Source organism: Acinetobacter minutum (genome assembly GCF_035916735.1).
Classification (GTDB): domain Bacteria; phylum Pseudomonadota; class Gammaproteobacteria; order Pseudomonadales; family Moraxellaceae; genus Acinetobacter.
This window is the reverse complement of sequence record NZ_JAQIHG010000011.1, coordinates 1-15,632: the sequence shown is the minus strand read 5'-3', so window position 1 is coordinate 15,632 and position 15,632 is coordinate 1. Positions and strand designations below refer to the sequence as shown.

Annotated in this window: 14 protein-coding genes and 1 tRNA gene; 11 read left to right on the top strand and 4 right to left on the bottom strand. The window is 42.1% G+C overall.

Going from position 1 to position 15,632, the window contains the following annotated elements; genetic code table 11:
- Window position 1 precedes the first annotated feature (1 nt).
- Window positions 2–2,026: a transglutaminase TgpA family protein gene (locus tag PAE54_RS06325; protein WP_326518826.1), complete on the top strand. Its 2,025-nt coding sequence runs from the start codon at window positions 2–4 to the stop codon at window positions 2,024–2,026.
- 25 nt (window positions 2,027–2,051) lie between these two features.
- Window positions 2,052–2,128, top strand: a tRNA-Val gene (locus PAE54_RS06320).
- A 187-nt stretch (window positions 2,129–2,315) separates the two neighbouring features.
- On the opposite strand, the gene PAE54_RS06315 is transcribed toward PAE54_RS06320, so the two are convergent.
- Window positions 2,316–3,275, bottom strand: coding sequence for a lysophospholipid acyltransferase family protein (locus PAE54_RS06315; protein ID WP_326518825.1), 960 nt, complete (start codon window positions 3,273–3,275; stop codon window positions 2,316–2,318).
- Between the two features lie 268 nt (window positions 3,276–3,543).
- Here PAE54_RS06315 and PAE54_RS06310 point away from each other — a divergent pair, with 268 nt between their 5' ends.
- The 4 genes from PAE54_RS06310 to PAE54_RS06295 all read left to right on the top strand — a co-directional run bounded on the left by PAE54_RS06310 (window position 3,544) and on the right by PAE54_RS06295 (window position 6,269).
- Complete coding sequence (locus PAE54_RS06310) at window positions 3,544–3,726, top strand: SUMF1/EgtB/PvdO family nonheme iron enzyme (protein ID WP_326518824.1); 183 nt, start codon at window positions 3,544–3,546, stop codon at window positions 3,724–3,726.
- Window positions 3,727–4,260: 534 nt separating this feature from the next.
- Window positions 4,261–4,695: an arsenate reductase (glutaredoxin) gene (gene arsC / locus PAE54_RS06305; RefSeq protein WP_273776910.1), complete on the top strand. Its 435-nt coding sequence runs from the start codon at window positions 4,261–4,263 to the stop codon at window positions 4,693–4,695.
- Between the two features lie 297 nt (window positions 4,696–4,992).
- Complete coding sequence (locus PAE54_RS06300; RefSeq protein WP_273776908.1) at window positions 4,993–6,012, top strand: permease; 1,020 nt, start codon at window positions 4,993–4,995, stop codon at window positions 6,010–6,012.
- Between the two features lie 17 nt (window positions 6,013–6,029).
- Complete coding sequence (locus PAE54_RS06295) at window positions 6,030–6,269, top strand: thioredoxin family protein (RefSeq protein ID WP_326518823.1); 240 nt, start codon at window positions 6,030–6,032, stop codon at window positions 6,267–6,269.
- Window positions 6,270–6,344: 75 nt separating this feature from the next.
- On the opposite strand, the gene PAE54_RS06290 is transcribed toward PAE54_RS06295, so the two are convergent.
- Window positions 6,345–6,800 carry a universal stress protein gene (locus PAE54_RS06290; protein WP_326518822.1) on the bottom strand — a complete coding sequence of 152 codons (456 nt, stop codon included), beginning with the start codon at window positions 6,798–6,800 and terminating at the stop codon, window positions 6,345–6,347.
- A gap of 182 nt (window positions 6,801–6,982) precedes the next feature.
- On the opposite strand from PAE54_RS06290, the gene PAE54_RS06285 reads away from it, so the two are divergent.
- From PAE54_RS06285 to arsH, 4 genes are read left to right on the top strand one after another with little or no spacing between them, the layout of a single operon-like run.
- Entirely contained in the window at window positions 6,983–7,303 is a 321-nt protein-coding gene (locus tag PAE54_RS06285; RefSeq protein WP_326518821.1) for a metalloregulator ArsR/SmtB family transcription factor, read from the top strand.
- Window positions 7,304–7,309: 6 nt separating this feature from the next.
- Window positions 7,310–7,780: an arsenate reductase ArsC gene (locus tag PAE54_RS06280; protein ID WP_326518820.1), complete on the top strand. Its 471-nt coding sequence runs from the start codon at window positions 7,310–7,312 to the stop codon at window positions 7,778–7,780.
- An 11-nt stretch (window positions 7,781–7,791) separates the two neighbouring features.
- A complete protein-coding gene (arsB, locus tag PAE54_RS06275; protein WP_326518819.1) occupies window positions 7,792–8,826 on the top strand; it encodes an ACR3 family arsenite efflux transporter in 1,035 nt (344 codons plus the stop codon).
- 20 nt (window positions 8,827–8,846) lie between these two features.
- Complete coding sequence (arsH, locus tag PAE54_RS06270; RefSeq protein ID WP_326518818.1) at window positions 8,847–9,551, top strand: arsenical resistance protein ArsH; 705 nt, start codon at window positions 8,847–8,849, stop codon at window positions 9,549–9,551.
- A 354-nt stretch (window positions 9,552–9,905) separates the two neighbouring features.
- Here the strand turns inward: arsH and tehB are convergent, their stop codons facing one another.
- Window positions 9,906–10,781, bottom strand: a complete 876-nt coding sequence (gene tehB / locus PAE54_RS06265) for an SAM-dependent methyltransferase TehB (protein WP_326518817.1) — start codon at window positions 10,779–10,781, stop codon at window positions 9,906–9,908.
- A 443-nt stretch (window positions 10,782–11,224) separates the two neighbouring features.
- Window positions 11,225–13,807: a bifunctional diguanylate cyclase/phosphodiesterase gene (locus PAE54_RS06260; RefSeq protein WP_326518816.1), complete on the bottom strand. Its 2,583-nt coding sequence runs from the start codon at window positions 13,805–13,807 to the stop codon at window positions 11,225–11,227.
- 610 nt (window positions 13,808–14,417) lie between these two features.
- On the opposite strand from PAE54_RS06260, the gene PAE54_RS06255 reads away from it, so the two are divergent.
- Window positions 14,418–15,200, top strand: coding sequence for a M48 family metallopeptidase (locus tag PAE54_RS06255; protein ID WP_326518815.1), 783 nt, complete (start codon window positions 14,418–14,420; stop codon window positions 15,198–15,200).
- Window positions 15,201–15,632 lie beyond the last annotated feature (432 nt).

Sequence of the window (15,632 nt, the reverse complement as noted above, 5' to 3'; positions counted from 1 at the left end):
CATGATTCATCGATCTGTTCAGTTTTCCATTTTACTGAGCCTTAGCTTGGTGTTGATTGCACAAGTGGCTTTCGCACCTGTTTTGCTGAGCATTGGTCTCGCAGTCATTGTGATTCTGCTGAGCTGGCGTTATCGCTACTCGTATCATCAACCGATTGCTAAAGTGCTACAGATACTTTGGCTGGGTTTGGGTTTGTCCACAATTTATCTACAGTATCAGACGTTTATCGGTGTAGAGGCGGGCGTTGCACTACTCACCACGATTTTGTTTGCTAAAGCACTTGAAACCCGAACTGCACGTGATGTGATTGTTCTGTTCAATTTCGCTTTATTCGTGAGTGCCAGTCTGTTTTTATACAGTCAGTCGGTCTGGATGGCCTTGCTGATACTGACCAGTTTAATGAGCTGTTTATTGGGCTTGTATCGTTTACAGCAGGCGGAATTTACCGATCATCTGGGTACACTGAACTTTAAACAGGATGCAAAACGCATCTTGCAGCTTAGCGCTTATGCAATCCCTTTTTTTATCTTATTATTTTTATTCTTTCCGCGCTTGCCACCACTCTGGCATATTCCCATACAAAATCAGCAAGGGGTGACCGGGATCAGTGATCAGATGTCTCCGGGCGATATTGCAGAGTTGTCTCAATCTAGTGCTTTGGCGTTTCGCATTATCACGGATACTTCACGCTTGCCGCCACGCTCGGAAATGTATTGGCGTGCTCTGGCATTGGATCAATATGATGGGGCGCGTTGGACCAGTCATGTGCTGAATAGCCAGCCACAACAGCATAATTCTCCGCAGAACTCGACGGCTCAATCTTTTGAATATCAATTATTACCGGCTGATCAACGGCAAATATGGATTCCTGCGTTGCAACAGTCGCAACCGCTAGAGTCTAATTTTCAGCTCAGACAAGATGGAGGGATTACACCATTACGCACTCTGCAGCGTAGCCAACCGATCCGTTTACGTTGGATCGGACCTGAATTGCCAGCTGGGCAGGATTTTAATGTATTTAATGATTTTCAGCATAAAATCAATACGGCTTATCCGGCAAGGAAAGACTTGCATGCCCAGCGATTAGCCCAACAGATGTTGAGCCAAAGTCGTTCTGATCCACATCGTTATATTGACAATATTTTGCGCTGGTATCAGCGGCAGGGTTTTAAATACACCTTAAATCCGGGACGTTTGGGCGAGCAGAGAATTGATGAGTTCCTCTTTCAGTCAAGACAGGGCTTTTGTGAACATTATGCTTCGAGCTTTGTCATGTTGATGCGCTATGCCGGTATTCCTGCACGTGTCGTGGTGGGATATCAGGGTGGGCAATTGGCACTAGATGCTAAAAGTTGGGAAGTTCGACAACTGGATGCACATGCCTGGGCCGAAGTCTGGCTGAATGGACGCTGGCAAAGTTTTGATCCCACCGCTTTGATTGCGCCGCAGCGAATTGATCAGGGAATGCAGGAGTTGATTGAGAATGATCAGCAAATTTTTGGTTCTGAATCTGCAAATGCTTGGAAATACCAGCAGTTTGCCTTGCTCAAAAATCTGAGAATCTGGAGTGACTATGCAAGTTATCAATGGCAACGTAATGTTATTGGCTATGACAGCGAGACCCAAAAGCAATGGCTGTCGAGATTGGGACTTCACTCACTATACAGTACGGTGCTTGTTTTATGCTTCGGAGGAGTTGCTTTAGGTTTATTTTATTTTGTGATTTTAAAGCTGCGGGCAAGACAGCGTTTACCTATGGTTCAGCGTTTGATAATGAACTTTTCTAAATGCTTACCACGTGTTTGGCAAAAACAGCAGAGTGAAACCTTTGAACAGTGGATGCGACGTTTGATGCAATATTGTCCTGAAATGCAGCAATCTTTATTTCAACGGTTGATTCAGCATTACCAAAAAATTGTTTTTATGGAACAGAGGAATTCAGGAGATATCGTGCAACTTAAAAAAATGCTTAAAGACTGCACAATTGTGTTAAGGCAGGTGAGAAAAACCTTGTCAGAAAAATAAAAAATGAATATGATGCAATCACTTTAGGCGTATAGCTCAGTTGGTTAGAGCGCTACGTTGACATCGTAGAGGTCTCCAGTTCGAGTCTGGATATGCCTACCAAAATTAGCTGTTAAATCAGCAAATTAAAGCCCACCTTAAAACGTGGGCTTTTTTATTGGGGTTCTTTAGGGGTATTAAATATTTCTGTTGTGTTAATAATTCCTAAACAAACTCTAAGGAAAAAAATTTAAAATTTTTATATCAGTTGTTCACTCTTTGATGGAGCAGGGACATTAATGGCTGTCTTTTAACTTGGTTTTGTATCACTTGTTAAGCTTGCTTGGAGTTCTTGGATGATGCCGCTAGCTTGCCGCCGTGGAAGCGTGTAAATATTGGCCAATTCAGGATTGGCTTTAAAACGTTTATAGCTCCAATGATAATGTTCAGGATAGCGTTGGATCAGCTGCTCAATCGTTTGATGAATCATCCCGGTACCCTGTTCAGCTGAAACCGTGTAAATCTGCTCATTCATGGGCTCAAAATATAGATCGAAGCCGCCCGCATCATTGCGTAGTGCATAAACCAATAAGGCACTTGCTTTGGTTTTCTGGATCAATTTAGCTGTCAAATGGCTCGAAGCAACCGGGATGCCAAAATAGTTCACTAAATCACCGCCAAGCTTGGGCGTATGGTCGGGAAGAACAATAGTCGTTCCTCCGCTTCTTAATGCCCGAAAAATCTCGCGCACGCCACTGTCATTTGTTGGGACCAAATGTGAGTGTTCACGGCTACGAGCTTTACGTACAAATTGTTCAGTTGCTGGTTCCTTAATTGGCTTATACAAAATGGTCATCGCCGTATATTGAGAGCACCAACTATTGATGATTTCCCATGTGCCAAAATGAGGTGCCACCATAATAAGGCCCGTGTTGGCTTTTAAGGCTTGATGAAAATAAGCTTCACCATGGATATTATGCAGGCGATCAAGATTTTTCTGATGGTTAGACCCCCAGATGCTTAAGAATTCAAAGTAAGACAACATTTCATTTTTAGCTGCACGGCGGGTGATCTGTTCACGTTGTTTTTCCGATAACTCGGGAAGTGCAATCTCCAAGTTCATGGCAATGCTATGGGTAGTATTGGAGATCGGTAAATGATGAATCAGTCTTGCAAGCACACGGGCGAAAAAACGTAAAATTTGGATAGGCTGACGACCGGCCAATTTAAGAAGTTTATAATTTAAGCTGTTCGAATGAGAAGTCGGCATGAAAAGAAAGGATACCTTGCGGTCAGAAAAAGAAGGCTGAGCTGTTAGTGTAATCTAAATAGGGTGCTCACTTCAGGATTTCTTATCGGGGCATGGATGCCACACAAGTAATGAATGCCGAATTGCAGAGTTTTATCGAAGCAACGGCATGTGTGACTGAAGCGGAATGTTAAGGAGAATAGTGGTATTTTAGCAATCTCCATATGCAGTGGCAGAATGAGCTTGATGGTCTTTGCTTCAGTAAGCCAATTGAAAACATTACTGGAGATTGGCAGCACAACGCAAAATTCAGCCGAATGAACCAGTCTTCATGCTTACGCTCAAAGATGCTTTAGCTTATGTTGACGGGTTGGGAAGAAAATTATCGACAGAACAGCAATGGGAACATGCTGCAAAAACTTTTAGTCGCGAACATGAGGTCTTAGCAGATTTGCAACATGTCAATGTCTAGCAAAGGAAACTTCCTTACTTATCAAAATTAGCAAAAACAAGGGGTTATTGAGTTGCCCTGGCTGGTTGTTTTACGGCCCATCCTTTTGGTTTATACGACATGATTTGCAATATTAGGAATACACCAAAATTCCTTTTAAGGTAAGCCATGATGACCATATAAGCATGCAACAATGACGCTTACAATATTTGCCTTGCTTTAACTGTTGCACCATCAAAGCTTGATCTTATCTTTGTGTCGTAAATTATGGTCAGCACTGCCGTGCTTCCGTAAGGGATGCACAGAAAATAGATTTAGGTATCAGTCACTTCAGATTTAGAACCGTGAAAAACCGTCCATAATTTTTAATACGAAGCTGATAGATAGACATTCAAAAGAATGTTTTTCTGGAATAGTGAGTCGCTTTCCTTGAGGAAAACTCAGGATTAATTTCGATTGAATAGTATCGAATTCAAGAGTGGCTGATCTAATATTTTATATTGCGTATATATGAATATTCATATATAAAAGACGATCTGTTCAAGAAGCTTTTTTGTGGATGCTATGCCAAAAGTACAAATTTATCATAACCCTGCATGTGGTACTTCCCGTAATACACTCGCGCTGATCCGTAATGCGGGGATTGAACCGGAAGTGATTGAATATCTGGTGACGCCACCTTCAAAAGATAAACTGGTAAAAATGATTCAGGATTCCAGCCTTACTGTGCGTGAAGTGTTACGTAAAAATGTGGATCCTTATACCGAATTGAATCTGGATGATGCCAACTGGACCGATGAAAAACTGATTGATGCGATGCTTGAATATCCGATCCTGATCAACCGTCCCTTGGTGGTCACAGATCTGGGCACACGCTTGTGTCGCCCATCGGAAGTGGTACTGGACATTTTGCCTTTACCACAGTTAAAAGCCTTTGTGAAAGAAGATGGTGAAGTCATTATTGATGAACAAGGCAACCGCGTAAAATAAAATCCTCCCTAAGAAAGCTCAACTTGGTTGGGCTTTTTTTATATTCAAAAAATATAGATTGACGTTGCGCCGTATAATTTTACATACTCAATTTAAGTCACTGATGGATAAACATAATTGATGAGTCTACAAGTGCTTGTCTAGGTTCAGTTTGAGAAGATGAGATCTCTTTTGTAGCTTCATGAACTCGAGTATAGAGTCATGTATTATCGACAAATTGCTATAAAAATTGACCATCATGCTATTTCATTCATATTGAAGTAAAAGTACTGATTCGTCCAAGACAAGGGGATTAAAATGGAGAGCCTGATCGCATTCTTTGCTTGGTTGAACAATGCACTGTTAAAAATGACGTGGCTGTCAGAAGGAGTACGTTGGCTGGTTGAAAATATTTTTGGATTATCTGTCGCGACCCGGCTTGGTGGCAGTATTCACTTTTTTATTTATGATGTTTGCAAGATTTTTATTCTGTTAGCAGTACTGATTTATTCACTGTCTTATATCCAGAGTTATTTTCCGCCGGAACGTACCCGACAAATTTTAGGGCGAATGAGCGGATTAAAAGCCAATATTATGGGAGCACTGCTTGGAACGATTACGCCGTTTTGTTCCTGTTCTTCCATTCCGTTATTTATCGGTTTTACCCGTGCCGGGCTTCCAGTAGGTGTGACTTTTTCTTTTTTGATTTCATCACCATTAGTCGATTTGGCCTCGATTATTTTGTTGGCCAGCATTTTTAACTGGAAAATCGCCATGATCTATGTATTGCTTGGTTTGGTATTGGCAGTGCTAGGTGGTTCATTGATCAGCTTTTTAAAAATGGAAAACTATGTGGCTGAGTTTGTAACTCATAATGGTGCCATTCAGGGAGAAGAAGATTTCACCATGACTGCCCAAGAGCGACGCGCTTTTGCTTGGGAGCAGGTGGTGGAAATTTTCACCAAGGTTTGGCTCTATGTGTTGATCGGGGTGGGAATTGGCGCTGCGATTCATAACTGGATTCCGGAACAATGGATTACAGCATTGCTCGGTCAGGAACACTGGTATTCCGTATTGATCGCGACCATTGTGGGCATACCGATGTACGCAGATATTTTTGGCACTTTGCCGATTGCTGAAGCACTGGTGGCAAAAGGCGTAGGTTTGGGTACAGTGCTGGCCTTTATGATGGCAGTCACTGCACTATCTTTACCATCCTTGATTTTACTCAAACAAGTCGTGAAGCTGCCTTTACTCAGTCTATTTGTCGGCATTGTGTTTGTGGGGATTTTAATTATTGGTTATAGCTTAAACACCTTGGGTTACTGGTTTTTATAACGTTTGGAGAATAAAATATGCAAATTAAAGTGGTGGGTACAGGCTGCCGTAAATGTAAAGCACTTTTGGCAGCAACAGAAGAAGCGGTGAAAAATACTGGTGTACAGGCAGACATCGAATATGTGACCGACATGATCAAGATTGCGGAAACAGGCCTGTTAAGCACACCGGGTCTGATCATTGACAATAAAATCGTGTCGAGTGGCAAAGTGCTGGAAGCCCAAGCTGTTGCAGAACTCATTGAGAAAAACAAATAAGCTCGAACATTCAGTGGCATGAAAAAACCAGTGGCAGTACCACTGGTTTTTTATGATGCAGATGTAACCGTAGGTTTATTGTTTGACAATCAATACCGGGGGTTTGGCTAGTTTTAATACCTCTTCAGCCACACTGCCCAAAGTGATTTTATGGATACCTTGTCGTCCATGTGATCCCATCACAATCAGATCGGCCTGTAATTGTTGTGCTGCGTTGACAATTGCAGTGGGTAAAACCTCGGCTTTTATCAGTTGTGTCGCCACCTCACAGGCACCGGCGTTGATTGCCAATTTTTGTGCCTCGGCCAATGCACGGCTTGCATTTAGACTAGCTTCATCAAAAAAGCTTTGCATGGTACTGGCATCTGCACCGAAATAATAAAAATCGGTATTGGCAAATGGATTCTCTTCAATAATGCTGATTATAGTCAGTTTGCTGTCTAGGGCGGCAGCCATGATCGCGGCTTGTCTGGTCGCAGCGAATGCCTGATCAGAAGCGTCAATCGGTACTAAAATGTGTTTATGAGGCATGTATTATTCCTTTTTTTCATTGAAATTTTTTCTTTATTCATAACATAGCGAACCACAGCTGACAATTTTTTAAACAACTTCTTTAGGAGGAGGCTTTCTCTGTATCCAGTGATAATTTTAAGATCAGCCATTTACTATATATATGGATATATGTATATTTAGATAATAGGATGGGAGCAGCTATGGACCACGTTCAGTTTTTTAAATGTTTATCGGATGAAACACGTCTCAGTATTGTCATGCTGGTTGCAGAAAATAAAGAGCAGTGCGTCTGTGATTTGACGGACAAATTGCAAGTCAGCCAACCCAAAATTTCACGCCATTTGGCTTTATTGCGCGCTTGTGGTTTGTTGAATGATCGCCGTCAAAGTCAGTGGGTGTATTACAGCATCAATCCTGAATTGCCGACGTGGTGCTTTCAAATTTTAGATGCTCTTAAACACAGTCAATACCCCGGTTTAGTTCATTCTCCGGCTCTGTCGGTTCAAAGCCATTGTGAGTAAATTTTCATGAAATTTTTATTTTTATGTACAGGCAACAGTTGCCGCAGCATTCTTTCTGAAGTGTTATTTAACAGCCGTGCGCCAGAAGGCTGGGTGGCTTACAGTGCAGGAAGCAAACCTTCCGGTCAGGTTCATCCTTTAACGATCAAGACCTTACAGAACTTGGGTCTATCGACTGAAGGTTTATCCAGCAAAACCATTGATGCCTGTGAACAGTATGAGCCAGAAGTGGTGATTACCGTGTGTGATGCAGCGGCACAGGAAGCTTGCCCGTTATATTTGGGTGGAGCCATCAAAGCGCATTGGGGGCTGTCAGATCCTTCACACTTGGATTTGCCTGAAGAAGAAAAATTACAGGCATTCTTGACTACTGTCGATCATATCAACAAACGTTTAGATGCCTTATTCGCTCTAGATGCAAAAAAAATGAGTCGTCCTGAGCTCATTGCTGAAATCAATAAAATTTCTCATATTTAATCGAGCAGATCATGTCTAAACAGGGTTTATCCTTTTTAGATCGCAACCTGACGTTATGGATCTTTGTGGCCATGGCATTGGGTGTTGCGATTGGGGTGGTATTTCCACAAGCATCAACAGCACTGGATGCCATGAGCGTGAATTCAGTCAATTTGCCGATTGCGATTGGTCTGATTCTGATGATGTATCCACCTTTGGCCAAAGTGGACTATGCGACATTGCCACAGGTTTTTCACGATAAAAAAACTTTGGCTTTATCACTGGTACAAAACTGGCTGATTGCACCGGTGCTCATGTTTGTACTGGCGATCGTTTTCCTCAGTGATTATCCGGAATATATGACTGGCCTGATCCTGATCGGTTTGGCACGTTGTATTGCCATGGTGCTGATCTGGAATGGTCTGGCTTGCGGTGACAACCAATATGGTGCTGCACTGGTGGCATTTAACAGTATTTTCCAGATTCTGTTCTTCAGTAGTTATGCCTGGTTCTTCCTGACCTATTTACCACCGTTTTTTGGGGTGGAAGGCCATGTGATCAATGTCGATTTCTGGACGATTGCCAATGCAGTATTGATCTATCTGGGAATTCCATTCCTGATGGGTTTCTTGACCCGTATTTCTTTGGTCAAGGCGAAAGGTCTGGATTGGTATCAAACGAAATTCCTGCCAAAAATTGGCCCGTTGAGCTTAATCGCGCTGCTGTTCACCATTGTAGCGATGTTTAGTCTCAAAGGCGCTGATGTGGTGAGTTTGCCTTTGGATGTATTGCGTATCGCGATTCCATTGACCATTTACTTTGTGTTGATGTTCTTTGTCAGCTTCTTTATGAGTAAATGGATGGGGAACGATTATCCAAAAACCACGGCCATTTCCTTTACGGCTGCGGGCAATAACTTTGAGCTGGCTTTGGCTGTTGCAATCGCCACGTTTGGTTTGGCTTCTCCGATTGCCTTTACCACCATCATTGGTCCTTTAGTGGAAGTGCCCGTGCTGATTTCCTTGGTCAGTGTATCTTTGTGGCTGAAGAAAAAGTATTTTGCTTAAAAAATTGGGATGAAATAGTAATGACACTGCCAAATATCGATCTTGATTTGCTCGAAAAACCCACCTTTGAACAGGTACAAGCCAAGCAACTCGAACACCCGCCGCGTATTCTTTTGTTGTACGGTTCAAACCGTGAACGCTCTTATAGTCGTTTGGCTGTTCAGGAAGCGGGACGTATTCTGGAATATTTCGGAGCGGAAGTGAAAATATTTCATCCCAAGGGACTTCCACTGCCTGAAGATGCAGATATGAACCATCCAAAGGTGAAAGAGTTACATGAACTGTTGGCTTGGGCTGAAGGCATGGTGTGGTCTTCACCCGAGCGTCATGGTGCGATGAGTTCAATTCTTAAAGCCCAGATCGACTGGATTCCACTGGCTGCTGGTGCTATCCGTGCCACTCAGGGTAAAACTTTGGCCTTGATGCAAGTCTGCGGCGGTTCACAATCCTTTAATGCGGTAAATCAAATGCGTATCCTCGGCCGCTGGATGCGGATGATCACGATTCCGAACCAGTCGTCTGTGGCAAAAGCCTTTCTGGAATTTGAGGAAGATGGCCGCATGAAACCATCGGCGTACTATGACCGGATCGTAGATGTGATGGAAGAGCTATATAAGTTCACCTTGCTCACTCGTGGTCAAAGTGCGTATTTAACGGATCGTTACTCGGAACGCAAAGAATCCGCTGAAGAATTGTCTAAGCGGGTGAATCAACGAAGTATCTAATATATCCGCATCGGAAACATATTAATGATTTCGCGTTCAGGCAGATGAGCTGAATTTTTTTTGGTTATAGAAATGATTTGAAGCTGGATATTCAATAGCATCATCGTCCAACAGCCACCTCAACATGAGGTGGCTTTTATTTTAAAGGTGCCTGAAGCAATAAAGTGACGTAAAAGGTAGTTTAACGAAGAGCGGCGATCTCAGTGTCCTGACCAATACAGGCTTAATGTTTTTGATGATTTTAGCTAAAAGGTCTAGACATGGATCATCTTGTTTTCCATCCACAATTGGCATGAAAAGAGAGGGAAATGACACCCCAATTTAGCCCTCTAATTGCCGAAACTTTTCTTTTGACTATTCATTCGCAGTGATTTTCTGTGCAAAAAGCGTTGCAAAACGCTGTTTGATCCGTTGCCCTGCTGCATTGGTGCGATGCAGTTCACCAACATTTTCATTGTATTTTAAAATCTTCCAGCCTTGATAATAGCTGCTCAATTCACCTGGTTTAAACGCAAAGGGAAAATCAGGCCGTGCAGGATAATCTGGAGTATCCATGGCACAGACAATTAGATTGAAGCCATTGGTCTGAGTGGCTTGTTGCATTTTTTGGATCAGTTGAGGAATGATTTCGGGCTGCAAAAACATCATCACCACGGTGCAATAGATAAAATCATACGATGTAGAAATATTCGGGTTCTGATTCAGATCACGAAGAGCTGTGTGAATGTTTGAGATCTGTTCCGCATCCAGAATTTCATTCAATTTCTGCAGGCTCTTTGGATTAATATCCCAGGCATCGACCTCGAACCCCTGTTGACTTAAAAACAACGCATTACGCCCTGTACCGCAGCCCACATCCAGTGCCTTGGCGGGATAGAGTTGCGATAGTGCTTCACGGATTTCGGAATGGACCGCAGTGAGCTGATATTTTTTGGAAAAATAGTCTGTTGGTTCACAGTAAAAACTTAATTGACACCGCACATCTTCACTGCTCGAAACAATTTTGTGCCAGGCTTGGGGTTCAATAAATGGAGGTTGATGCGCGACCGAAAAGACATGTTCTGAAACGATCGTGCCGCTTTCATCTAGCATGGCAAAATGGATTTCACCTTGCAGAATCTGCAATTTTGCCCAAGTCCCTACTTTGGTGTTGTGCGCTTGCTGGAAACCCGCAGGGATAGTGTCATGTGTCCAGACTGGTAATTGCTTGTAGCAGACGAGGTGTTCCATCAACGTTTCTCCAGGTTGAAGTCAGCAAAATGCAGAACCATTCATTTGGGCTGAATTGAAAATAGCAATTCTACGGAATTGTGGTAGTGGAAATGATTGGCATGCCTTCTAGTCAATAGCAGAATCTGAACCAGTCAGCAACTTTGTGTTTAAAAATAGACCGTATTACATTGTATGAGAGGGCATATTCCACCGGTTTATTCAGAAAACAACTGGAAACACACCTGTCGTAACCAACGGTTCCCAGAATTGTGATGCACACGGGCGTACGAGTGCTACTTGGCATTATAGGGTCGGTTACAGGATTTTCATCCCACTTTACGTGGTGACCATTCTTATTGAGTGCGTCAGTCCTGAGCGATTCTCATAAGGATGACACTCTTGAATGATTCAGGAGTCGATTTGTCGGATTAGGCGAGATCATTTAATCCGTTTTTAAAGGATTAAGAAGCTGGACTTTGATTAAAGCGATGGTTGGTTAAAATCACCGTCAAATCCTGCAATGAAACCGGTCGGGCAAAATAAAAACCTTGTAAATATTTGCATTGATGCTGTTGTAAAAACTCAACTTGTTCAGCAGTTTCAACACCTTCTGCCACGACAGTTAAATCAAGAGTATTGGCCATACTGATAATCGCATCGACAATTGCTGCATCATCTTGATGTTCAGCCAAATGCTGAATAAAGCTACGATCCAGTTTGAGTTCATCTATTGGCAGTTGGCGCAGATAACTCAGGCTTGAATATCCTGTACCAAAGTCATCAATCGCGACCTTGATTCCCAAAGCACGTATCGACTTCAACAGTTCAATTGAACGCTCTGCACCCATAATCAAAACCCCTTCGGTAACTTCGATTTTGAGTAACTCTAGGTTGAGCTGATGCTCAGCAAGCACCTCTTGCAGCTCGTTGAGGAAACCTGTGCGTCTAAATTGTAGCGGAGAAATATTGACAGCAACACTGAGTGGACGAGTTCTGCCCAGATTCAGCTGTACGATATCTTTGCAGGCCTGCTGTAGTACCCAATGCCCGATCGCAATAATTTGCCCGGTACGTTCAGCGAGCGGAATAAATAAAGCCGGGGAGATGAGACCTTGTTCGGGATGATGCCAGCGGATCAAGGCTTCGACCCCTGTAATCTGTCCGCTGATACTATCAATGATTGGCTGGTAGAAAAGCTGGAATTGTTGCTCTTGTAGGGCAATCATCAACTCATGGCGTAGCTGTGCATAATCCACAGCTACCTCCAATTTTCGATGATCTGCATACCATACCCAAGTATTGCCGCCTTCATTTTTTGCATGGTGCATGGCTTGCATCGCATGTTGCAGAAGCTCCTGGAAATCCAGATTGTTTCTGGTATCTAGCGCAATCCCTATACTGGCACTGAGATGGATATTATGATCATCTACATTAAATGGTGCTGCTAACAAGCGCAGAATGTCCTCGGCAATTTCAGCTGCCTGTTGTTGTGTGCGAGATTTATTTAATAATAGGGCAAACTCACCACCGGCAAAGCGTGATAGCACGTCGTCGGGTTGCAGCACCGACTGTAAACGTTTAGCGATCAATCTAAGCAGCTGATCCCCAAGAAAATACCCCAAACTTTCATTCAGTGGACGGAAATCATCCAGCTCAATATATAACACGATCAGTGGATGAGAGCTGTTATGTTGTAGGTGAAAAGCCAGATCAAGCTGTTCTTCAAATGTTTGACGGTTGGCGAGGCCAGTTAACGAATCATGGGTGCGTTGATAATTAATATATTCTTCATCAATGCGTTGTTGCGTGATGTCTTGTTGAATACTAATAAAGTGCGTACAAATACCTTGCTCATCGAGAACCGGACTCAGGATCAGCTGGTTCCAAAACCAGCTACCGTCTTTGCGATAATTTTTTAACAGGGTTTTAATTTCACGTCGTTCGGTAATAGCCTGTTGAATATGCTGCACAATCACCTGATCTGTTTCAGGTCCCTGTAGAAAACGGCAGTTGCGTCCTAGAGTTTCTTCTTCTGTATAACCGGTAATCTGGGTAAAGGCCGGATTGACGTACACAATTGGGTTATCTTCAGTTGCTTCCGTGATGATAATGCCATGTGGGTTTGCATCAACACCACGTTTCAACAGGCGTAAATACTCTTCCGTCATACGGCGCTGGCTGATGTCTCGAACCACACCAAAAACCCCGACAATCTTTTGATCATTGAAAATCGGCAAATAGGTCAAATCAATCCAGTAGCTTTGCCCCGATTCCCGATAGGCCTGAATTTCGATGCGCTGGATATCACCCGCTACAGCACGTTCAAAAGCCGCTTTTGCTGTCTCCAAATATTCAGGCAGAATCACTTGTGAATAATGCAGACCGTAGATTTGTTTCAGTGCAAAACCACTAATTTGTTTTGAGGTCATATTGGCATCACGGATATAGCCTTCCAGGTCATGCTCAAAAACCCCATCCGGATGATGATCGAAGAACGAACGGTATTTCTCGTGCATTGCGATTTTTTGCCGACGCTCATCATGCAGGTCCATCCCGAGAGCCACGAGAGAGGCTGCACGTTGCAACAGCTTGATATGAAAATCGGTCGGTGGTTTAGGATGACGATAATAAGTTGCAAATGTACCGTACAAGACGCCTTGAGCATTGATGATGGGAACCGACCAGCAGGCGGCAATATTGTCTCGCTGGATCAATTCCTGATAAGGTTGCCAGTTTGGATCGGTTGCTAGATTTTCACAGATCACCATTTTACGCTCAAAGGCAGCGGCGCCACATGCTCCTATTTGCGGACCAATTTTTAAATCTTTTATGGCGTCTTTATAAAGAGCAGAGAAATGTTGTCCGCCACTGATCAGGTTAAGGTGCTGCTCTTCTTCTGAATACAACATTACCGAAACCAAGGCATCAGGGATCAGGCTTTCTAGCCAATTCGTCACCATATCCAGCACGACTGTCAAATCTGCCTTTTGACCGAGTAGATCCAGAATAAGTAAGGTATCTAGTTCATTGTTTTTATCAAACATTCAGCATCCCTAATATGATAGAAATCGACCCTTTATAAATATTATTTTAGCAGGATAATGCTTGTGATGTTTAAAATATCATCACCTTATGAGTATTTTAATTCCAGAGTATTTAAACTCAAAATCCCGCTACGGCTTTACGGTTCGATTTTTTGGAAGGTATTTGAATCATTTGATTGGCTAAGTGAGTGAATCGAGCAAACTGAGTAGATATTTTAGCTTAATTTATTTGGATAAATCTTTTTTATTCAATAAGATATTAACTCATCCATAATAAGGATTAGTTGTGAAATTTATGGCGCAGGAGGTGCTTCTAATTTCATAATCTCTCTTTAGATCATTCGAATAAGAGTCTATTCAAATTAGAATTTTGATTTTTAAATTCTTTTTTCTGATTTTTTGTCAGCGATATTTTTATGTTAAACCGCAAGATCAAACATAAACGTTTTATCTCAAAAATAACTTTATTTCTTGTGTGATTCATAAGAAACTTATGGCGCTTTCAATTCGGGTTGAGTGAAGAGTTAAACGTCTTCAGTCCTTCATCGATCGTCGACGCTTTATACATTGCTCCGCATATTTACTCAGATTCTCTCTTCAGGAAAATTGCATGATTCAAAAGTCACTCTTGATGCTCTCTGTATCGGCAATGCTGAGCCTGACAGCATGTGTCAGTACGACACAGACTACTTCGGGTGTAAATCGTAAACAGTTGATGTTTGTTCCGCAATCTGTAGTCGAAAGTACGGCTCAAAGCCGCTATGAGCAATATGCGCGTGAGGCCAAAGCCAATCATACCTATATTACCAATGGCCGATTAACAGAAATCATGCAGGTTCTCATTCCATACGCAGAAGCGATGATGAGTGAAAAACGAAAAATTGATTGGCAAATCAATGCAAATCTAAATAACTATCCAAATGCTGTTTCGGTGGCGAGTGGACAGATTGTGGTGAGTACCTCATTTATTATTGGTCCAACCTTTACTGATGATGAACTCGCCACTTTAATTGCTCATGAAATGGCGCATATTGTGCGGCAACATGGCCGTGAAAAGGCTTCAATTCTAAATCTGGGAACTTTTACCGGGCATAACCGGAATCTTGAATTGGAAGCGGATCAGTTGGGCCTGGAAATTATGACACGTGCAGGGTATGAGCCAGCTTCAGCAATTAGTTTTTGGCAAAAAACCGATCAACTGATTCGGCGTACGGAAGCATTAATGAAAAAATCTGAGAGAGCGAGTGCGACCCCCCCTTTGTTGAGTTCACATCCACAATATGAAGAACGCCTGAAGCGTATTCAACAATATGTGATCAAGATGGAAGCATTACGTGATTCACTCAATACGAGAAATTCATCCATTTCTGCAACGCCAGTTTCTGTATCCTAAGTCATTCATCTAGAGAGATTTTAAGTACAGATAGTTTTAGAAAAAATTTACAAGTTCTTTAATGCATAGGGATTGTTTATTTAATAATCCTTATTTAATACAATCGCATAGATTTTTCTATTTTCAACAATATGAAAAGTCCTTTTTAAAATTAAATTGACTGTATTTTTTGGGTTTATTAATAGGTTTAAGTGTATTAATTAAATGTAAAAAATTAAAAAAAGTAAATTTTATTAAATTTTTATAAATCTCTTTTTTGTTTTTAATTTTATAAATCAAGTTGTTAGAAAAGCAATTAAGATGAGGTCTTTTAATAAGTTAAGATGAATATATTAGGAATCTTTTTAGTTAAACGTGGCTTTGTTGCACAAACCTATCTGTAAAGGCTTTTTCAGCGATATAATTTTCAAATGAAGAAGCCTACACACAAAA